Source organism: Rubrivirga aquatilis (assembly GCF_046845665.1).
GTDB lineage: Bacteria > Bacteroidota > Rhodothermia > Rhodothermales > Rubricoccaceae > Rubrivirga.
In genome coordinates this window covers 1,810,671-1,831,517 of sequence record NZ_CP177355.1, presented here as the reverse complement: position 1 = coordinate 1,831,517, position 20,847 = coordinate 1,810,671, and the positions used below count along the sequence as shown (strand labels likewise).

Sequence of the window (20,847 nt, the reverse complement as noted above, 5' to 3'; positions counted from 1 at the left end):
AAAAGGGGGACAACCCGAAGGGTCGGCGAAGCCAGTCCGCGCGGCGTCGTGCCATGCATTCGGGAGCGCTCCGATGCCAGCGCCAGCGACGCCGTCGTCGCGCCGCGCGGACGGGGGGGGTTGCCGAGCACCACGTCAGGGCCGACGCCCCACGCCCCTACTCCCCAGTCCCCCTTACACCCAGTCCTCCCCGAGTGTCGTCACGTGGATCATGTTCGTCCGTCCCATCGCCGGGAGCGGCAAGCCGGCCGTGATGACGACGCGGTCCCCCTTGTTGAAGCCGGGCCGCGCCAGCAGCTCGCGGTGGACCGCCCGGACGCCGTCGTCGGTGTGCTCCTGGAACGCGATAGCGATCGGCTCGACCCCCCACGTCAGCGCGATCCGGCCGAGCGCCGTCTCGTCGTCGGTGAAGGCGTAGATCGGCACGTCCGGGCGGTGGCTGGCGATGGAGCGCGCCGTCGAGCCCGAGTGCGTCAGGCAGCAGATGGCCTGCGCGTCGGTCTCGTCGGCCAGCTTGACGGCCGTGAAAGAGACGGCGTCCGTGATCGGGTCGTCTTGGTGCGAGACGGCGACGAGCGCCGCGCGCCCGCCCAGCTCGCCGCGGCTGGCCTCGGCCGCGCGCACGATCTCGTCCATCACGCGGACCGCCTGGATGGGGTACTTGCCGGCGGCCGTCTCGCCCGAGAGCATGACAGCGTCGGACCCGTCGAAGACCGCGTTCGCCACGTCCGTCGACTCGGCGCGCGTCGGGCGCGGGTTGTCGATCATCGACTCCAGCATCTGGGTCGCCGTGATGACCGGCTTGCTCGCCTCCAGGCACGCCCGGATCAGGCGCTTCTGGACGATGGGCACGTTCTGCATCGGGATCTCGATGCCCAAGTCGCCCCGGGCCACCATCACGCCGGCCGCCGCCGCGAGCACGGCCTCGAAGTCCTCGACGGCCTCGGGCTTCTCGACCTTGGCGATGACGGGGATCTTCTTGCCCGCCGCCGCGATCCGCCGGGTGAGGTCGTCGACGTCGGAGCCGGAGCGGACGAACGACAGGGCGATCAGGTCGACGTCGTGGTCGAGCCCGAAGGCGAGGTCCGTCAGGTCCTTGTCGGTGAGCGACGGCCGCGCGCTCTTGAGCTGGGGCAGGTTGACGCCCTTGCGCGAGCGGAGCGGCCCGCCGACGATGACCTCGGTGTGCACGTCCGCCCCGTCGATCCGCGTCACGACCAGTTCGAGGTGGCCGTCGTCGAGCAGGATCCGGTTGCCCTCGGCGACCTCCTCGGCGAGCGCGTCGTAGCTGACGTGGACGCGCCGCTCGTCGCTGGTCTCGACCGGCTCGGAGGTGAGCACGAGCGCGTTGCCCTTGTGGATGAGCACGCCGCCGTCGCGGACCAGGCCCAGGCGGATCTTCGGGCCCTGTAGGTCTTGGAGCACGGGCACGATCTTTCCGGCCGCTTTCGCCTCCTCACGGACGATCTCGATCATCCGGCGGTGGTCGTCGTGGCTCCCGTGCGAAAAGTTGAGCCGCGCCACGTCCATGCCCGCCCCGATCAGCGCGCGGACGCCCTCTTGCGTGGACACCGCGGGGCCGAGCGTGCAGACGATTTTGGTGCGACGAGGGGTGGGCCGAGCCATGGCAAGCGAGGGGGGTGGACGGGCGCCCCGGAAGCCGAGACGGCGTCAACCTACGGCCTCCTACGCCGGTCGCGTCGCGGAAGGCGTAAGCGCTTTCTCCCCTCCCGCCGGGCCGGACGCACGCGCCTCGGCACGGGGCACGATCTCCGTCCTCTCCGCTGTCGCTGACTAGTTGTCCGTGATCCGGATCGCGGTGCCCTTGCCCTGCTGGCGGCCTTGGGCCGTCCCGGTCCCGTTGCCCGTGCGGAGGCCCGCCGGGAGCGTACGGGCGGCGGGCGCCACGCCAACCGTCCCCTCGCCCGTGATCGTCCGGCCACCGACCTCGGCCTCGGCCGTCACGCCCACGACGCCCGCCATGACGCTCTGGACGGCGCACGCCATGAGCGCTTCCGTCGCCACGACGGCCGCCTTCTCGACGGCCGGGGTCGCGGCCTCGCCGCGCTCTTCGAGCACGTCGACGGCGGCGTCGAGGTCGGCCGGGGCGACGCCCTGGGCCAGCGCGCCGCTGGTCGCACAGCCGCACAGGGTCGCGCCGTCGATGCCCTCGGGCGCGTCGGCGGCGACCGAGGCGAGGCAGGTCGCCGCGAAACGGTCCTGCGCCGCTGTGGGCAGGGCGAGGACGATGGCGAACAGCAGGGCGAAGACGAGGCGCATGAGTCGGGAGGGTGGATCCGCTCGGGTATCGACCGCCCCGCGCCCCGCATAAGGCCCCGCGGGGCCTACGCCTTCTCCAGGCCCAGCTTGCGCTTGACGTTCGTCAACTCGCGCGTCGACACGTCCTCTCCAACCAGGCGTCCTGCCAGCCCCCCGGATCAGTTGTGGAACGCATCTCCGGAGACGACCCATCCGGCCCAGTACAGTGGCGCCTCCCACCCCTCCGTCGTTCGAACCTCGGCCTGCGCCTGGCGGAGCGCGTCCGCAGGGCTCCGCCCCTCTGCCCACAACCCGCGGTAGAAGGCCGTCATCAGCGCAGCCGTGCTCGCGTCTGGCACGGACCACAGGCTCATCAGAACGGCGCGTGCGCCGGCCGCCGTCAGGGACGCCTGGAGGCCGAGCACGCCCTGGCCCGCGACTTGGGCGCCGCGGCCGGTTTCGCACGCTGAGAGCGCGACGAGCCGGGTCCCGGACAGGTCCAGCCCGACGAGTTCCTCCGCCGTGAGCGCCCCGCCACCAAGAGCGTCGTCGGGCGTGTTGGCACCGGCCAGGGCGAGGCCGCTCAAGGCGAGGGGGCTGCGGCCCCAGTTGCCCGCGCCCGGTGACCCGGGCGTGCGAGACCCGAACGAGCCGCTCCGGAGGGCCTCCTCGCGGGCCTCCCGGACGGGGACCGGCTCGGCATAGACGAACCCATGCGTCGCGAGATGGGCGTAGGTCGCGGACGAAAGCGACGAGGCCACCGCCGGCACCGTCGCGGCGTCGCCGGCGAGCCTCGACACCGCGATCCCACCGCTCGTTGCGAGAGAGGCCACGGCGTCGGCCTCCGTTACCGTGGCGGGCAGAGGGTCCCAGTCGGGCCCTGGACCGAACGCGACGCCGCCCACGATGAGCACCGTCGGGGCGGACTCCGGCGTGGCCGAGTCCGTGAGGAGGGTAAGGAGCGCGCGTGCGCTCGGGACCTGAGCCACGAGCTGCGACTCGCCGCTGGCGACCTCGGCGAGTGTCGCCCACGGCACGCCCGCGAGCGGCCCATCGGGGCTAACCCACACGCGGTCCGCCGCCTCGGGTAGGGCGTCGCCGATCGGCGCCCACACCGCGTCCGCCAGCGCGGCAGTCTCCACGGCCGCATCTTGGCCTCGAGTCACGGCCACGCGCCACCCACCGACGGCCTCGTCAATGGTCTCGGCCGATCCGAGGTCGACGAGGGAGGGGCCGGCGGTGGGCCCCGTCACGACCGCGGCGTAGCGCCACTCGGAGAACTCCCCGCGCTCGCGGTGGCCGTAGCGATAGATGTCGACCAGGACACCATCGGCGGGGAGCGCAGTGTGGAGGCCATCGAGACCCCGGTCACCCCACGGGTCGCGGAACTCGCCGTCGGGGAGCGCCGCCAGCAACTCCCGCTCGAGGACTTCCTTCTCCGCAGTGAGGTCGGAGAGCGCCGGGTCGCCGTTGTGGTACGCCCGGGCCACCCGTGTGCGGAGGGCCCGAAGCCGCTCGGTGCGCTCGGCGTACGTGGAGTCGGAGGCCAGACCCGCGAGGGCCGCCTGGCGACGGAGGCCGCGCAGAAGAAGTCCTTTCCACCCTCCGAAGTTGGCATACGCCTCCTCTAACGACGGACCCGTTCGATGAGACGACAGGAAGGCCCCGGTCTGAGCGCCCAGGTCGACTTGGACGTAGGCACGTTGCTCCGCGGCCGACAGCGTCGGGAAGACTCGGTCCACCATCGTCGTGCGGATCTGTCCGACTCGGAGGGTGTGTCCCCGCGCGCGCTCGGAATCACCTTGCGCGTACAAAACAGTCGCGAGGTTGTTGAGCGACTGCGCCACGTCGGGGTGATCCAGGCCGAGCGCCCCCTCCCGAATCGCCAAGGCGCGCTCGTGGAGCGTCCGTGAGCGCGCGAAATCCCCTTGAGCATAGAGGACGGTCGCCAGATTATTCAACGCCAACGCTACATCGGTGTGTTGTGGGCCGAGGGCTTCCTCCCAGACCGCCAGTGCCCGCTCGTGGAGCTCCCGTGCGCTCTCGTAGTCGCCAAGGTTCTGGAGAACGAGCGCGAGATTGTTCAGCGAAAGCGCCACTCTGGGGTGGTCCGGTCCGAGCGCCCCCTCCCAGATCGCCAGCGCGCGCTCCAGATGAGACCGCGCACGCGCGAAATCGCCTTGGGCCTGGAGATTGACGCCAAGGCTATTCAACGCATCCGCCACCTCGGGGTGGTCTGGACCAAGCTCCCTCTCCCGGATCGCCAAGGCGCGCTGATGGAGTGCCTCCGCACGCCCAAAATCGCCCTGGGCCCCGAGGACTAGGCCAAGGGCATCCAGCACCTCCGCCACCAGAATGTGCTCCGGACCGAGCGCCTCCTCCCGGATCGCCAGCGCGCGCTCCAAGAGCGCGCGAGCGCGCACGAAGTCGCCCTGGTCCTCAACGACAGCCGCGATGTTGGTCAATGACCATGCCACCTCGAGGTGGTCGGGGCCGAGGGCCTCTTCGAAGATCGCCAGAGCGCGTTCCTGAAGCTCCAGTGCCCGCTCGAAGTGACCCTGGGCTTGGAGAATGACGCCTAGGGCGTCCAGTATCCCCGCCACCCCGGGGTGGTCCGGACCCAGTGCCCCCTCCCGGATCACCAGCACCTCCTCGAGGAGATCCATAGACCGCGCGTAGTCCCCTTGGGCGTGCAGGCTATGGGACAAGGCAAGCAGAGAATCGGCGCGCACCTGACGTTTAACGTTCCCATACGTCTCATCGTCAAGCTCCCTGGACGACAGAGTGAATGACCCGATCTCACCACGGCTGTACGACGTGACGCTCACCTCCCTGTGCCCTCTATCTCCTTTCTCGATTGCCACGCGAGATTCCGTGGGCCCACCCCAGTCGTCGTTCTCGACGCTCTCGTCGTCTGGGCCCACTACGATCAGGTACGTGTCGAACTCTGAAGATTGCAGCGCAACCTCGAGCGCCGTCTCCCCCGACACGGTCAGCGCATACGTCTCGACAAAGCGCCCATCGTCAAGCGTGTCGCTCGCGGCCGTGAGCGCCCCCTCCACCGTCTCGCCCAGCGGCAGCTGGCGGTCGGTCTGGGCGAGCCCGGGAACCGCGAGGAGACCTGTCCAGAGAGCAAGAGCGCGGCGGATCACAAGCATGTCCATGGCCGATACGAGAGCGGGAGAGTGCGGCATACTACAGTGAAACAGGTAGATAGTAACCGTCGAGGACGGAGCCAGGCTCGCGGTGGAGCGCGGCTGCGCGGCCTCGCCCATGCTCAGCCCCTCGGCAGGGACACGGTGATCGTCGTGCCCGCGTCCGGCTCGCTCTCGACCTCGACCCGCCCCCCGTGGCCTCGGACCGCGTCGCGCGACAGCGACAGGCCGAGACCGACGTTCCCCTGGCCGGTCGGCTTCGACGTGTAGAAGGGCTCGAACATCCGGGACTGTGCCTCGTCGTCCATCCCGACCCCGTCGTCCTCGACCTCGATCCGCACGCCCTCGCCGTCCTCCCGCGTGCGGACGACCACGCGCCCGCCCCCCTCCCGCTCCTCGACCGCGTCGAGCGCGTTGGCAACGAGGTTCACCACGACACGGCCCATCCCGCGGGGCGCCACCCGAACGGACCCGACGGCCGGATCGAGATCGCACGTGACCTCGACAGGTACCTCCTCCCGCCCGTCCACCCACGCCTCTTGTGCGAGCCGCACGTGCTCCTCGACCAAGGCGTTGAGGTCGACCGCCCGGACCTCCTCGGTCCCGCCCTGGGCGTGGTCCATCATGCCGCGAACGATGGCGTCGGCCCGGCGGCCGTGCTCGGCGATCTTCTCGGCGTTCGACCGGAGGTCGTCGAGGAGCGCCGCCCGCTCCTCGGGGTCGGCCTCGCTGGCGGCCTCTTGCGCCAGCTCGACCGAGAGGTCGGCGAAGTTGGTGACGAAGTTGAGCGGGTTCTTGATCTCGTGCGCGATCCCTGAGGTCAGCCGCCCCAGTGACGCCAGCTTTTCTTGCTCAATCAAGCGCGCCTGCGCCGCTTTCAGCTCGTCGATGGCTTGGGCGAGCGCCTGCTTCTCCGCCGCGAGCTCGTCGTTTCGGAGGCCGAGCTCCTCGGTCCGCTCGGCGACGCGCTCCTCTAGGGTCTCGGCGTAGGCGCTCAGGGCGTCGCGCGACTCGCGGAGCGAGGCCGTCATCCGGTTGAAGTGCTCCGTCAGCTGGCCGATCTCGTCCGCCGCCGAGACCGGGACCGAGACCGCGAGGTCCCCCTCCCCAACCCGGCGCACGCCCGCGAGCAGCCGACGAACCGGTCGCGTCACGCTCGTCTGCAGCAGGAGCGGAATCCCGACGAGGGCGACGCCTGTCACCCCAAGGACGAGCCCGACCCAGGGGAGGAGCCGGCGGCTCACGTGCTGGTCGTACGCCGCGCCAGCCCTCTGGATAAACCCGCCCGGTGGGACCCTGGCCGGCAGCGGCTCGCCCGCACCGACCTCGGTACCTCCCCCCCCCAGCCCACGGGGAAGCACTCCACGGACGAGCGTCCGCACGAACCCGACATCCCCGTAGCGGAGCGTGACGCGCCCTTCGCTGTCCAGAACGAGCTGGAAGGTGGCGTTCTCTCGGGCCTCCGCGATCGACGACGACGCCGTCAACCACGTGACGGCGATCTGATCGGACTCGCGCCGGACGAACACCGCCTCTCGCCCCCAGGACTCCGCCGAAGACGGCGCGTAGAGGGGAGCGATCGTCGGCGAGACGTCGGTGCCTCGGTCCCCAAACGTGACGTGCCCGCTCGCCGCGACGCGCATCGACGTCCACACCGAGTCGCCGAACGCGAAGGCAAACCCGAGGTCGACCTCGCTGGCGTCCCAGGCGTTGACGCGGAGGGGCAGGCCCGGCGAGCCGAGGGGGACGTCGGTGCGTTCGAGCCGATACCCGCCGCCGGCCTCCGGGGTCAGCAGGACGGCCTCTCGCTCCGGGGCGTCGACTCCCGACGACCGGGCGAGGTCGTCGGGGCGGTTCCCGAGGGCGACCGCTCCGGACAACGCCGTCAGCGCGGCTGCCAGCACGAACGCCACCACCTTCGCACCGAGCGTCGTGGGCTCGCGTCCGTGGTTGACGTAGAGCACCACGATCCCGAGAAGGAACGCCAGCACGGCCAGCCATCGGAGCACCTCCCCATCGACCGCCCTCTGCGCCCAATAACTCGTCGCCCCGACGACGGCTCCCACGAGCATTACACCGGCTGCCATCCGGGTGGCCCGCACCCCCGCGTCGCCGCGCGACGGCTGTCGGAGGAGCACCACCGCCGCCCACACGAAGGCGACGACCGTGAGGGCTAGGCTCCCGGCGACCACGCCCGACGCCAGGGCGGGCTGCCCGACCGCGACCGTCAACAACACGACGAGCGCTCCCGCCGCGACCCGTAGCGCCCATCTCCCCTCGCTGCCAAGCGTCCCGCCAAACGACGTGTATGCAAACCCTACGCCTGCGACCCCGACCCCCGCCAGCAACGCGGCGTCCAGTCCGAGGAGCGCAGGCACCGCCGCCGCCAGCCGCTCGAGGTCGAGGACCGAGAGGGCGAGGTGGACGACGAGGTGGGCGGAGAGGACACACGCCGTCGCGGCCAGCCACATCGTCCCCTTGGACGCCCGGCGAACCGAGAGCAAGTACCCCGCCGCCGTGACGGCGAGGACCACGAGGCACAGGTAGACGACGTCCGTGTTGTTGAGACGGAACCAGTCCATCGCGGGGTCTCAGTTAGGCGTTCCACTCCCGAGCACATCCCGGCTCGTCGCTCGCCGTTCGTGGGGCCAGCGGCCTCACACACCGCGCGCTCAGTTGGTCACGAGATGATACGGGTTCTGCCGATCTCCTCGATTCCGGACGCGCAGCGTAAGGCGCTGGCGGTAGGGGACGTACCAGAACAGGGTCGCGGAGTCGGACGGCCCCTCGTCGGAGGCGACGAGCTGACCGTTGGCGTCGTAGAGGTAGTAGTCGAGGTCGCTGGCCCCGCTCCCGATCAGGTGGAGACGGGCGGTCTCTCGGCCCCGGAAGCGAATCGCGAGCCGGCGGTCGCTGTCGCCATCGGACGCTCCCGCGTACTGGATCGGCCCACGCTCCGCCCCACGAACGGCGACCGGAGGCGGATGTGCCGCTGCGGAATCTCGGAGGGCCGCGATCTGCTGCCGGATCGGGTCGGCGGGATCCGTCGCAGCCTCCGCCTCGTCGAGGAGAGCGACCGCGTCCAGCGGGAGTGCGGCACCGCTCGACAGGGGCAAGCCGTCCTCGGACGTGAGCCGCCCCAGATACGGCGGGTTCTCCGTGAGCAGTGCAGCGGCTGCGACGAGGGCATGGGCCGCCCCAGACCGGCGTCCGTAAGCCGCTAGCGACGCCGCCAAGGCGACGGCGTCGGCGGCGACGGCCTCGGGCGTCTCCGCAGCCTCGGCCTTGAGGCTATCGGCAGGTTGGGCTACCGCCGCGGGGACCCCAATCCACAGTACGGCGGCGAGGAGGCGGTATGACATCGCAAGGCGGGCGTGATCTGAACGGAGACTAGGGACGCCGACCGTCTCGGCGCCAGTCCTCAGGCCTCGGCGTGCCACAGCCGTCTTGAGACGGACACGAGCTGCCTGCGACCAGCGGCCCGAATGCGCTCCTCCGCTCCCCGGTGTCGCGGCCCTTCGACACGGCCGACCGGCCTCGACTGAACGTCACGCCGACTCCAGCCCCATCGTGCGGTTGACCCAGTCGTAGGCGTAGCGCGCCAGCTCCGACCCGCTCTTGAGGCCCAGCTTGCGCTTGACGTTGGCGCGGTAGCTCTCGATGGTCTTGACGGACAGGCTGAGCTCCTCGGCCACCTCGCGCGTCGACAGGCCCTCCCCGATCAGGCGCACGACCTCCGACTCGCGGTCGGACAGCTGCTCGGCGACCCGCCCGCCCTCGTCGCGGCCCTCCACGGCCCGGCGCACCAACTCGTCGGCCAGCGCGGCGCTGAGGTACAAGTCGCCGGCCAGGATGCGGCGGATCGCGGGCACGATCTCCTGGGGGTCGGACTGCTTCATCGCATAGCCCTGGGCCCCGGCGCGCAGCACGCGCTCCGCGTAGAAGCGCTCCTGATGCATCGACAGGACCAGAATTGGGAGGTCCGCGCGACGCGAACGGATCTGACCGATCACGTCGAGACCGGAGCCCTTCTTGAGGCCGATGTCGAGCACGACGAAGTCGATGCCGCCGCCGTCGACGGCCTGCAGCACGTCGTCGGCGGTGGCGGCCTCGGCGACGATCTCGAGGTCGGGCTCGGGCCCGATCAGGCGTTCGAGGCCCTGTCGCACGATGGGGTGGTCGTCGGCGATCAGGATGCGGGTCAGCGAGTCGGCCATGGTGGCAGGAGCGGGCGTGCCCGAGAGTACGGAGCGGGACGGGGCCATCGGTCGTTGTCCGTCTCAGGCATCCCCTGAGCCCTATGGGCGGGTGGGGCCGTGGAGACCGCGCGCGGCCCGACTCCGAGGGGCCCTGCGACGGACCGATGGCACCGGGCGGCGGTATCTTCGCTGAGATCGTCCGAGCCCGTTTTCGTCCCCCCACGGCCCCCATGGCAGAGATTCCCGACAGCTCCTCCCGGATCATCCCGATCAACATCGAGGAGGAGATGAAGTCCTCGTACATCGACTACTCGATGTCGGTGATCGTCAGCCGGGCGCTGCCCGACGTGCGCGACGGGCTCAAGCCGGTGCAGCGCCGCGTGCTCTACGGCATGCAGGAACTGGGGCTGGCGGCGGGCCGGGCCCACAAGAAGAGCGCCCGTATCGTGGGCGAGGTGCTGGGCAAGTACCACCCGCACGGCGACCAGTCGGTCTACGACGCGCTCGTGCGCATGGCGCAGGACTTCGCCGTGCGCGGCCCGCTCGTGGACGGGCAGGGCAACTTCGGCTCGGTCGACGGCGACTCCGCGGCGGCCATGCGGTACACCGAGGCGCGGCTGACGCGGATCGCCGAGGAGCTGCTCCGCGACCTCGACAAGGAGACCGTCGACTACACGCCCAACTTCGACGGGTCGCTCAACGAGCCGTCCGTGCTCCCGGCGGCGCTGCCGAACCTGCTGCTGAATGGCGCAAGCGGCATCGCGGTCGGCATGGCGACGAACATCCCGCCGCACAACCTGGGCGAGCTGGTCGACGGGATCGTGGCCTACATCGAGGACCCGGACATCGAGCTGGACACGCTGATGGCGCACATCCCGGCGCCGGACTTCCCGACGGGCGGCGTCATCTTCGGGGTCGGCGGCGTGCGCGAGGCGTACCGGACCGGCCGGGGCCGCGTCGTGATGCGGGCCAAGATGCACGAGGAGGAGATCAAGCGGCGCGGCGGCGACGGCATCGTCCGCGATGCGCTCGTCGTCACCGAGATCCCGTACCAGGTCAACAAGTCGACGCTGATCGAGAAGATCGCGAACGCGGTCCGCGACAAGAAAATCGAGGGCATCGCGGATCTGCGCGACGAGTCCGACCGCGACGGGATGCGGATCGTCCTCGAGCTGCGCCGCGACGCCGTGCCGGCGGTGACGCAGAACCAGCTCTTCAAGTACACCCAGCTCCAGCAGACCTTCGGGATGAACATGATCGCCTTGGTGGGCGGTCGGCCGAAGACGCTGGGGCTGAAGGACATGATCGGTCACTACGTCGAGCACCGGCACGAGATCGTGGTGCGGCGGACGGAATTCGAGCTGCGCAAGGCCGAGGAGCGGGCGCACATCCTGGAGGGCCTGACGCTGGCGCTCGACCACCTCGACGCCGTCATCGCCATCATCCGCCACTCGGCCGACACCGACGCGGCGCGGGACAACTTGATGGCGGGCGTGTACCCGCAGCGCCTGTCGGCCGAGCAGCGCGAACGGCTGGGCCTGCCCGAGGCCTCGCCCGTGGCGATCACCGGCGAGCGCCAGTCGGTCGGGTACGCGATGACGCGCGACGACTTTACGCCGCGCCCGTGGCTCTCGTCGGCGCAGGCCGACGCCATCCTGGCCCTGCGCCTCAGCCGCCTGACCGGCCTGGAGCGCGACAAGATCGCGGCCGAGTACGCGGACGTGCTCAAGGAGGTCGAGCGGCTGATGTCGATCTTGGCGAGCCGCCCGCTGCGGATGCAGATCATCGCCGACGAGCTGCGCGAGGTGGCCGACAAGTACGGCGACCCGCGCCGGACCGAGATCGACATCATGGGCGGCGGCGACATCGACCTCGAGGACCTCATCGAGGACGAGCACGTCGTGGTCACGATCACGCACCAGGGGCTCGTCAAGCGGACCTCGATCGACGAGTACCGCGCGCAGAACCGGGGCGGGACCGGCCACCGGGGCACGGGTACGCGCGACGAGGACTTCGTCGAGCACCTCTTCACGGCGGGCGCCCACGACTACCTCTTGTTCTTTACCGACCACGGCCAGTGCTACTGGCTGCGCGTCTACAACGTGCCGGAGGGGACGCGGACGGCGAAGGGCCGCTCGATCCGCAACCTCATCCAGATCGACGCCGAGGACCGCGTCCGCGCCGTCGTGGCGATCAAGAAGGAGGACTTCCGCGACGACGCGGAGGATGGCTTCCTGGAAAACCACTTCGTGGTGATGGCGACGCGCCAGGGGCTCGTCAAGAAGACGGCGCTGGCGGCGTTCAAGCGGCCCATGGTGACGGGCATCATCGCCATCGACATCGTGGACGGGGACCAGCTGATCGAGGCCAAGCTGACCGACGGCGACACCGAGGTGCTGCTGGGCGCGTCGCACGGCCAAGCGATCCGGTTCCACGAGGGCGACGTGCGCTCGATGGGCCGCAAGAGCCGCGGCGTGCGCGGGATGAAGCTGCCCGACGGCGAGCGCGTGGTCGGGATGATCACGGTCCGCCGCGACGGCGCGCAGGTGCTGACGATCTCGGAAGGCGGCTACGGCAAGCGGACCGACCTCGACGAGTACCGGACGCAGAGCCGCGGCGGCAAGGGCATCCTGACGCAGAAGACGACGCCCAAGACGGGCGGGCTCGTCGCCATCAAGAGCGTTTTGGAGGACGACCAGCTGATGATCGCGACCGAGGCCGGGATCATGATCCGGATGGCCGTCGCGGACATCTCGGAGTACGGCCGCAACACGCAGGGCGTCCGGGTGCTGAAGCTCAAGGCCAACGACGCGATCGCGGACGTGGCGCGCGTGGTGATCGAGGACGACGAGGACGCAGCCGTGGAGGCGACCGAGGCGGGCATGGAGGCGATGCCCGCGGACGCGGCGCCGATCGAGCCGGCGGACGACGCGAGCGAGTAGGCGTGTCCCCCGCTGGCGGCGGTGTGTCGCCAGCGGGGCGTGGGCCCGCCTCGGGCCCGAGGCGGAGGGGGCTGGCGCGCCCCCGGCTTCTTCGTCATCCTGAGCGGAGTCGAAGGGTCTCTGGTGCGATGGGGTCTCCCGCTGGCGCCGGGAGCCCAGGCTGGAGCACGTCGCTCGACAAGGAGCCTCGGCTCCGCCGCCGCTCCGCGTTCGACTCCGGGCTGCGCCCTCCGCTCAGGATGACTGGCCGGGGGGGCTTGCGCGAGCGTGGAGCGGGCGCAAGCGGATGGCCGTCTAAGCCGCGGCCGCGAGGGGGAGGCGGGCGCGGACGGTGCAGCCCTGGCCCGGCCCTGCGCTCTCGATCCACAGCCGCCCGCCGTGCTGGATCATGACTGCGCGCGCGACGGTCAGGCCGACGCCCAAGCCCTCGTGGTCGCGGGAGTCGGGGTCGGCGACTTGGTGGTAGGGCTCGAAGACGCGTTCGAGGTCGCCCGCCGCCAGCCCCCGGCCGTGGTCGGACACGGCGACGTGGACCTCGCCATGGGCCACCTCCGCCGCGAGTCGGACGGGGCCACCGCTCGAGAACTGGACGGCGTTGCGGAGGACGTTGGAGAACGCGAGCCGGAGCCGGTGGCCGTGGCCCTCGACCAGGAGCGGGCCGTCAGGCAGCGAGACGCTCGCGCCGGGCGCGGCGTGGTCGGCGGCTTCGCCCAGGATCGACGCCAGCGACGTGAGCGTGCCGGGATGGATGCCGAGGTCCTCGTCGAGCCCGGCCATCACGTCGAGGGTCTCGACCACGTCCATCATGCGGTCACCAGCGCGGACGATGGCATCGGCGTGGCTGTAGAGGTCGCCGCGAAGCTCTTCGGTAAGGATCTGACCGAAGCCATGGACGGCCGTGATGGGGGTGCGGAGCTCATGGGACGCGATGGCCATGAAGTTGGACTTTAGGCGGTCGAGCCCGGCCATGCGGTCGTTGGCGCGCTGGAGGGCGGCCTCGTGGCGGGCGTTGCGGATGGCGACGGCAGCCTGGGAGGCGATGATCAGCAGGGCCTCGGCGTCGGCGCGGTCGAAGGCGGCGGCGTGGGGGTTGAGGGCCTGGAGGACGCCCACGGGCCGGCCGTCGACGCGCATCGGGACGCCGAGCAGGGCGCGCGTCTCGAACCCGGTGGCCTCGTCGGCCGCGCGGTGGCGGCGGGCGTCGGCCCCCGCGTCGGCGGCGTGCAGGATGCGGTCTTCGAGGAAGGTGGTGCCGGCGAGGCTGCCCCGGAGCGGGACCTCCTCGCCGACCAGCTGGGCCCCGGCCTCGCCCGTCGCGGCCGTGAAGCGGAGGGCGCCCGTGGTCTCGTCGAAGAGCAAGATGGAGGCGGCCTCGCAGGCGAGCACCTCCGTCGTGGTGCTGGCGATGAACCGCAAGAGGTGGTCGGTGTCGCCGAGCGCGTTGAGGGCCACCGACACGTCGAGCAGCCGGCGGAGCCGCGCCAGCGTGACGGCGGGCGCCTCGGACGGGCGAGCAAGCGGGCGGGTCTCGGTGAGGACCATGCGGGGTGTGCGGGGGGGCATCTTCGGTATCGACTCTGCCCCACCCTTCCTAAGCAAAGGCGGCCTCGCGGGACGCTCAGGAGAGCGCCTTCAGCCGCCGCTTTAGCCCGACCGCCGCCCGCGTGTAGCCGCCGCCCGCGCCGTCGACGAAGTGGACCTGCTGGCCCATGCGCTCGTAGACGAGGCAGGTAAGCACGGCGCGGTCGGAGACGTGGACGCCGTAGGCGAGGCGACGCTGCTGGTAGAGGCGTTCCAACAGGGTCTCCAGCCGCTCGCGGTCGGCGGGGGCGCCCGCGAGCACCATCCGCAGGACGCCGTCGAACTTGCGGTGGTCGGTGGCGTCGCGGAAGAGCGTCGGGTAGCGGGCCCAGTCGGTCTCCGACGTTTTGATGCCGAACCGGATGAGGACGCGGCCGATGAGGTTGAGGGCCCAGAGCTTGGCGCGCGTGCGCAACCGCCGGCCCGGGTGCCGCAAGCGGACCTCGGGGCCGAACTTGGCGGGCGAGACCGCCAGCCGGAGGCCGTCGAGAGCGACCGGGTGCGCCGCGTCGTCGTCGTAGACCTCGGCGATGGCACCGAGCACCTCGCGGTAGGTGTCCGCCGCGTCGTCGCCGAGGGCCTCGACGAGGAGCGAGACGGTCTCGCCGCGCGGGCTCTTGACGTCCTGCCAGCGGCACTCCAGCCCCTCGTACGGGTCGCCGCCCTCGGCGAGCGGCTCGGCGTGGCTGGCCCAGCGGTCGGCCGTGGCGGGGTCCTTGACCTGACGCTCGGCCCACCCGACGCCCTCGCCAAAGAACAGGGCCTGGGCGTAGGTCGCCGAGGCCTGGTAGCGCGCGACGGCGATCTCGTGGCCCTCTCCGCGGGCGACCGCCACGGGCACCGCGCCCACGCGGAGGTCGAGGGCGAGCCGCTCGGAGGCGTGGCGCTGGAGCGCCGCCAGCGACGACAGCGCCGCGTCGAGGTACTCCGGCGGCACGACGAGCGTGGCGCCGTCGCCGCCGAAGACGAACGGGAGGTCGGCCCGGCCGGAGGCGTTGAGGACGGCGGCGATGGAGGCGGCCCCGACGTAGTTCACGTCGCGGTAGCGGCCGGCCGCGACGGCGACGGTCGAACCGATCACGTCCGTTAGCACAACGGTCCAGTCGTCCGGGACCGGGGTGTAGGCGTCGGGGTCGACCAGTTGGTCGAAGCGCTCGACGACGGGGAGACGGGCGTAGAAGTCGGAGGCCATCGGCCGGCAACGTAGTCCGCTGCGCGTTAGTCCTCGCGTCCGGCGGCGTCCGGGGAGAAGGCCGGTGCACAGACAGCCCAGTACTCGCACTCGGCGTCGGCGGACGGATTGAGGTAGCGGACGCGCTCGCCCGCGCGGCACAGCACCGTCTCGCCCGGGCCCACGTCGGTGTGGCCACCGGCGTGCTCGACGCGCATCGCCCCCCGAATCACGATGGTGACCTCGTCGAACGCGGGGGTCTGGACCGGCTCCTGCCAGCCCGGCGGCGCCAGCATGTGGGCGACCGACACGGAGCTGGTGTCGCTGGCGACGCGGCCGACATGCTCCTCGATGAGCTTGCCACCGGGGACGGGGATGCGGACGGGGGTCGGGACGAAGGGCATGGGGACGAGGACGAGGACGAGGACGAGGACGAAAGATGCGGCTCGCGGGGCCTCGGCGCCTAGACCACCACGGCTCAGACTGCACCGAGTACGTCCCAGCTCGCGATACGACAACTCACCCGCTTCGGCGTGACGCGCGCAACTCCGATGGCGTCTTTACGAAAGCAGACCCGTCCCTACACGCCGCCCGCCGCCATGATCCTCGCGCTCCAACTCGCAGTGCCGGCGGCCCTTCTCGCGCTTCTCTTCCTGGCCGCTGCCCCCTCGCGCTCCCGGACCCGGGATTAGCAGAGGCGCGCGGTTTTCGATGGCCAGCCTTTGCCCTGGGGAACGAATCGGGTCGCGTGTGTGGGACCGGCTGAACACCGATCCGAACTCACAGGGGGATCCTCTACCAAACTGCCCGGCGCCGTTTACACTAGGGGGGCCCTCCTTTGCGTTGAGTTCCCCCACGACGACCGCGGAGAGGCTCTGTTATAGACGCCATTCTCCGCACTCGTCAGGCGACCGGAGGACCGTCCCCGCCATCGTCTCCCCCCCGTCTGAGGCGGAGGGCCGCCCTCCCTTCCCGTCCGTTCAGCGACGCATGTGGGGGCGCCAGCCCAGCGACTCTTCCCGTAGTTTGACCGCGAGATGAACCGCTTTGTACTGCCCTCCCTCCTCCTGCTCGGCGTGGTCCTGTGGGGCTGCCTGGACGGCGCCCCACACGAGAACCCCCTCGACCCGCTTTCGGAGCGGTTCCGGAACGTTGGAGTCATCGAGGGCCGAGCGACAGGCGTGTACGCGGTGTCCGAGGGCCGCGCCGACGTTCGCATCCGCCTGCTTCCACTCGGGGGTGGCTCGGAGCGCGTCACGACGACAGACGAGACCGGAGCGTTTCAGCTGACGGACGTCCCGGCGGGCACCTACCTCCTACGCGCGGAGGCCGACGGCCTCCAGCCTGAGGAGGTCGAGGTCGTGGTGGCCGCTACCCTCGCGGTGAGGGTAGACCTCCGCCTCAACGCTGAGCCCGTCGTCCTTTCGGCCAGCGCGCGGACGGCCCATAGCGTCCAGGTCTTCCCCGACGCGGCCGTCTACACGCTCATGGTCGAGGCGGACGTGACCGACCCCGACCGCTCCACCGACGTCGAGACCGTCGAGGTGGTCTCTGCCGAGCTCAGGTTCCGCGCGCCGCTCGCCAAGGGACCCGACGGCCGCTACCACGCCACGCTGGACGAGTCGGTCCTCCCCGGCGGGCGGATCCAGTCGCTCTTAGGCCGGACCTTGAGGATCGAAGTGACGGACGTGTTCGGGGCAACGGCGCAGGGCCCGACGTTCTCCATCGCCCGCGTGATCGAGCTGACACCAGTGCTCGTGAGCCCTCAGGGCTCCGAGGTGGTTTCCACGCCGACGCCGACGTTCGAGTGGCGCGAGGTGCTCCTCCCCTTTTCGTTCACGCTCGCGGTCGAGATCTCCCTCGTCGACGCATCTGGCGTCCCCAACCTCGTGCAGAGCGTGGACGGCCTTCCCCCCTTCGCCACCTCCTACACGGCCGAGGTCCCCCTCTCCCCAGGCGACTACGTCTGGACGCTCCGGATCACGGACCCCGAGGGGAACACGAGCCGGTCGCGACGGGCGGGGTTCCGCGTGCCCTCGCCCTCCGAGTAATGGCTGCGCCTGACGAGCCCCCCGTCCCCGCGCTGGCGGCGCTCACCGAGATCGCCGCGGCCCTCAACTCCGTTCGTGACCCGGCGGCGATGCTGGAGGTCATGCTCGACGCGGCGCTCGACGTGCTCGAGGCCGAGCGCGGGTTCGTGCTGCTCGAGGCCGACGGCGCGGGCGGCGGCGCCGTGTTCGAGGTCCGGGCCCAGCGCAACTTCTCGGGGGACGACCTCGAAGGGGTCCGCCCGCTCTCGACGAGCGTCGTCCAGGAGGTGCTCCAGACCGGCGAGCCGGTCTTGGTGTTCGAGGCGGAGGCCGACGAGAGGTACGGCGGCGTCGAAAGCGTGGTCCTCCAGCACATCCAGTCGATCGCGTGCGTCCCGCTGCGGCTGCGGGGCCGGCAGATCGGGGCCGTCTACCTCGACGCCGTCAAGACGCGGGGCCGGTTCACACGCGACCACCTCCCGTTCTTGCGGGCCGTCGCCGACCAGGCCGCCATCGCCCTCGACGCCGCCCGCCGGGAGGCGGCGCTCCGTGAGGAGAACCGCCGGCTGCTCGCCGAGGCCCGGGACCGCCACGGGTTCGACGAGATCGTTGGGACGAGCTCGGCCATGGAGGTCGTCTACGAGACGCTCCGCCGCGTGCTCGACACCGACGCGACCGTCTTGATCGAGGGGGACACGGGGACCGGCAAGGAGCTCGTGGCCCGGGCGCTCCACTACGAGGGGCCGCGCGCCGAGGGCCCATTCGTGACCCTGTTCTGCGGGTCGCTTCCGGACGACCTCCTCGAAAGCGAGCTGTTCGGCCACCGCAAAGGGGCCTTCACAGGCGCCGACATCGACAAGAAGGGGCTGTTCGAGGCGGCCGACGGGGGCACCGTGTTCCTCGACGAGGTCGGCGACCTCAGCCCGAAGCTCCAGACGGCCCTGCTCCGCGTGCTCCAGACCGGCGAGGTCCGGCGCGTCGGCGACACGGCCGGGCGGCGCGTCGACGTCCGGGTGGTGTCGGCGACCAACCGGCCGCTCGACGACCTCGTCGAGGCCGGGCGGTTCCGGGAAGACCTGCTCTACCGGCTCAACACGATTCGGGTCGCGCTCCCCCCGCTCCGCCAGCGGGGCGACGACGTGATCCTGCTCGCGACGTACTTCCTCGACCGGTTCGCCACCGGCCCCCGGGCCCACGTCACGACGTTCTCCCCCGACGCGCTCGACGCCATCCGGCGGCACCGGTGGCCCGGCAACGTCCGCGAGCTTGAGGGCGCCGTCGAGCGGGCCGTCGTGCTCGCGCGCGGGACGACCGTCGAGGTCGCGGACCTCCGGCTTCCCGAGCCGGCGCCGGGTGAGGCCCTCGACGTGTCGCCGGGGATGACGATGAAGGAGGTCGAGCGGCTCGCCGTCGAGCGGACGTTGGCCGCCTCCGAAGGGAACGTCTCGGCGACCGCCAGGACGCTAGGCGTCTCGCGGCGGTGGATCCAGTACCGCCTCAAGGAGTGGGCGGAGGAAGACGCCGCCGAGTTGGCGCCGGCCGGCGCGCAGGAGCGGTGACGAGGGGCCCGGGCCACCCGGGATCCCGTAGACTTGTCCGGCCGGCACGGTCGCGCGACATCCCTTCAGACGCCCGGGCGTACTGAGCCCCCTCCGCCACGCCCGCCGCGTGCTCCGCCCTCCCACCCCACCCATCGCCCCCCACACCCCCGACGTCCGGCCGTTCGCCGAACTCGCGCGCGGGCCCGCAGCCACGGTCTACAAGGCCCTGGACGTGGAGTCGGGCTCGGTCGTGCTGCTCAAGCGGCTCCGGGGCGTCGACCCCGAGCGCCGGCGTCGGTTCGCCGAGGAGGCCCGGCTTGCGGCCGAGGTGGACCACCCCAACGTCGTCCGCGTGCTCCGGGCCAGCGACGACGCCCTGGTGGCCGAGTGGGTGGAGGGCGCGGACCTCGGGGCGGTCGTCCGCGACCGCCCGCTCCCCCCCCCGCTCGCCGCGCTCGTCGCGCGAGAGGCGGCGCGCGGACTGGCCGCGATCCACGCCGCGGGCATCTTGCACCGCGACATCTCGCCCGGCAACCTGCTGCTGGGTGCCGACGGGGCGGTCAAGCTGACGGACTTCGGCCTCGCCTCGCTCGACGGCGACTCCGACGGCGAGGTCCGGGGCACGCTGTCGACGCTGGCCCCCGAAGTCGTCCGGGGCGAGGCCCCGAGCGTCCGAGCCGACCTCTTCTCGCTCGGCGCCGTCCTCGCCCACGCCGTGACGGGGCGGGCCCTGTTCTTGGCGGCCGACTCCTCGGCCACGCTCGACGCGGTCCTCCACCACGACCCGTCCGCCGCGCTCGCCGCCGACCCCCGCCTCCCCGCCCCGCTCGTGGAGGTCGCCCTTGACCTGCTGGACAAGGACCCCACGGCGCGTCCGGACGGCGCGGCGGATGTCGCGGATCGGCTCACGGCCGTCGTCGCGATGTTGGGCAACCCGAGCCCCGACGACCTCGCTGCCTACCTCGCCGACCCGGACGCATACCGGCCGCCACCGACGCCCGCCCCACTTCCGGCCGCCACTCCCGACCGACCGGCAGCACCCGACCGGCCGGCGCGCCGGCCGAGCGCCGCGCCGCGCCGCCGGTGGGCAGCGGTCGCCGCCGTCGCGGCCATCGTCAGCACCATCGCCGTCGGCATCGGCCTGTCGGCCGGGCCTGAGCCCGACGCGACGGTTGCGAGGTCGGCGGAGCCCTTGCCCACGGCCCCCGTCGAGATCGTCGCCCAGCCCGACGCGCCGGACCCAGCGGCCGAGCCCCTCGGCGCGCCCGACGAGTCGACGGAGCGCGCCGCGCTCCCGCCGCGAGGCGCCCCGCCGCCCCAGCCCCTCCCCCCCACCGCCCCCAACCCGGACGCGGACCGGCCCCGCCCCCAAGATCCGGACCCCGACCGCCCACCGAGACCGCCCTCACCGTCGGCCGCCGTCCCGCCCGCGGCGGGAACCTTGGCCGTGCGCGTCGAGCCCTGGGCGCGCGTTCGTGCTGGCGACCGTGACCTGGGGATGACCCCGGTCGAGGACGTCTCGCTCCCTGCGGGCACCTATCTCGTCACACTCACGAACCCCCAGTTCCCGGTCCGCACCGTCCGCGTCGATGTCGTCGCGGGCGAGCGGGCGGAGACCTCCGTCTCCCTCTGGGACCTCGTCGCCCAGGTGACCGTCGAGGTCAGCCCGTGGGCCGAGGTGGCCGTCGACGGCGAGGCGTGGGACACCACCCCCCAGGAGCGGCCCCTCATCTTGACCCCGGGCGACCACGTCCTCCGGTTCACGCACCCCACGCTTGGCACGCGCGAGGTCCCACTCCGGGTCGCGGCGGGCGAGCGGCGGACCGTCCGGGTCCGAATGGCCTCGGAGTAGATCGCCCTGCCCGACGGAGGGCGACCGGCGCCTTCTGCCTCCCGCCACCCCGCGATGGACCGAACGCGGCGTTCGTCCGTTCGGGGCCCGCGACGCCCATGGCCTGCGTCGCTATTC

At 71.7% G+C, this 20,847-nt stretch carries 13 protein-coding genes; 4 read left to right on the top strand and 9 right to left on the bottom strand.

Annotated elements, in window-relative coordinates:
* Positions 1 to 174: 174 nt before the first annotated feature.
* The 6 genes from pyk to ACLII4_RS07840 form a co-directional block, all read right to left on the bottom strand.
* Positions 175 to 1,626 carry a pyruvate kinase gene (pyk, locus tag ACLII4_RS07865; protein WP_412070352.1) on the bottom strand — a complete coding sequence of 484 codons (1,452 nt, stop codon included), beginning with the start codon at positions 1,624 to 1,626 and terminating at the stop codon, positions 175 to 177.
* A 168-nt stretch (positions 1,627 to 1,794) separates the two neighbouring features.
* Positions 1,795 to 2,280, bottom strand: a complete 486-nt coding sequence (locus ACLII4_RS07860; RefSeq protein ID WP_412070351.1) for a hypothetical protein — start codon at positions 2,278 to 2,280, stop codon at positions 1,795 to 1,797.
* 158 nt (positions 2,281 to 2,438) lie between these two features.
* Complete coding sequence (locus ACLII4_RS07855) at positions 2,439 to 5,417, bottom strand: CHAT domain-containing tetratricopeptide repeat protein (RefSeq protein WP_412070350.1); 2,979 nt, start codon at positions 5,415 to 5,417, stop codon at positions 2,439 to 2,441.
* 119 nt (positions 5,418 to 5,536) lie between these two features.
* Positions 5,537 to 7,996: a sensor histidine kinase gene (locus ACLII4_RS07850; RefSeq protein WP_412070349.1), complete on the bottom strand. Its 2,460-nt coding sequence runs from the start codon at positions 7,994 to 7,996 to the stop codon at positions 5,537 to 5,539.
* 90 nt (positions 7,997 to 8,086) lie between these two features.
* On the bottom strand, positions 8,087 to 8,776 hold the full coding sequence (locus ACLII4_RS07845; RefSeq protein ID WP_412070348.1) for a hypothetical protein: 690 nt from the start codon (positions 8,774 to 8,776) through the stop codon (positions 8,087 to 8,089).
* Positions 8,777 to 8,962: 186 nt separating this feature from the next.
* Positions 8,963 to 9,631, bottom strand: coding sequence for a response regulator (locus ACLII4_RS07840; RefSeq protein WP_412070347.1), 669 nt, complete (start codon positions 9,629 to 9,631; stop codon positions 8,963 to 8,965).
* 212 nt (positions 9,632 to 9,843) lie between these two features.
* Between ACLII4_RS07840 and gyrA the strand changes: the two genes are divergently transcribed.
* Positions 9,844 to 12,555, top strand: a complete 2,712-nt coding sequence (gyrA, locus tag ACLII4_RS07835) for a DNA gyrase subunit A (RefSeq protein WP_412070346.1) — start codon at positions 9,844 to 9,846, stop codon at positions 12,553 to 12,555.
* A 294-nt stretch (positions 12,556 to 12,849) separates the two neighbouring features.
* Here gyrA and ACLII4_RS07830 read toward each other — a convergent pair whose 3' ends face one another.
* From ACLII4_RS07830 to ACLII4_RS07820, 3 genes are read right to left on the bottom strand one after another with little or no spacing between them, the layout of a single operon-like run.
* On the bottom strand, positions 12,850 to 14,118 hold the full coding sequence (locus ACLII4_RS07830; protein ID WP_412070345.1) for an ATP-binding protein: 1,269 nt from the start codon (positions 14,116 to 14,118) through the stop codon (positions 12,850 to 12,852).
* 55 nt (positions 14,119 to 14,173) lie between these two features.
* The gene (locus ACLII4_RS07825) at positions 14,174 to 15,328 is read right to left on the bottom strand and encodes a DUF3095 domain-containing protein (protein ID WP_412070344.1); all 1,155 of its coding nucleotides are present in this window, start codon (positions 15,326 to 15,328) and stop codon (positions 14,174 to 14,176) included.
* Between the two features lie 26 nt (positions 15,329 to 15,354).
* Positions 15,355 to 15,711, bottom strand: coding sequence for a cupin domain-containing protein (locus tag ACLII4_RS07820; protein ID WP_412070343.1), 357 nt, complete (start codon positions 15,709 to 15,711; stop codon positions 15,355 to 15,357).
* A gap of 633 nt (positions 15,712 to 16,344) precedes the next feature.
* Here ACLII4_RS07820 and ACLII4_RS07815 point away from each other — a divergent pair.
* The 3 genes from ACLII4_RS07815 (at position 16,345) to ACLII4_RS07805 (ending at position 20,730) form a co-directional block, all read left to right on the top strand.
* Positions 16,345 to 17,358 (top strand): carboxypeptidase-like regulatory domain-containing protein, encoded by a 1,014-nt coding sequence (locus ACLII4_RS07815; RefSeq protein ID WP_412070342.1) that lies wholly within the window; start codon positions 16,345 to 16,347, stop codon positions 17,356 to 17,358.
* Complete coding sequence (locus ACLII4_RS07810) at positions 17,358 to 18,896, top strand: sigma-54 interaction domain-containing protein (protein ID WP_412070341.1); 1,539 nt, start codon at positions 17,358 to 17,360, stop codon at positions 18,894 to 18,896. Before ACLII4_RS07815 ends, ACLII4_RS07810 begins: the two co-directional genes overlap by 1 nt.
* A gap of 109 nt (positions 18,897 to 19,005) precedes the next feature.
* Positions 19,006 to 20,730 carry a serine/threonine-protein kinase gene (locus tag ACLII4_RS07805; protein ID WP_412070340.1) on the top strand — a complete coding sequence of 575 codons (1,725 nt, stop codon included), beginning with the start codon at positions 19,006 to 19,008 and terminating at the stop codon, positions 20,728 to 20,730.
* Positions 20,731 to 20,847: the final 117 nt, after the last annotated feature.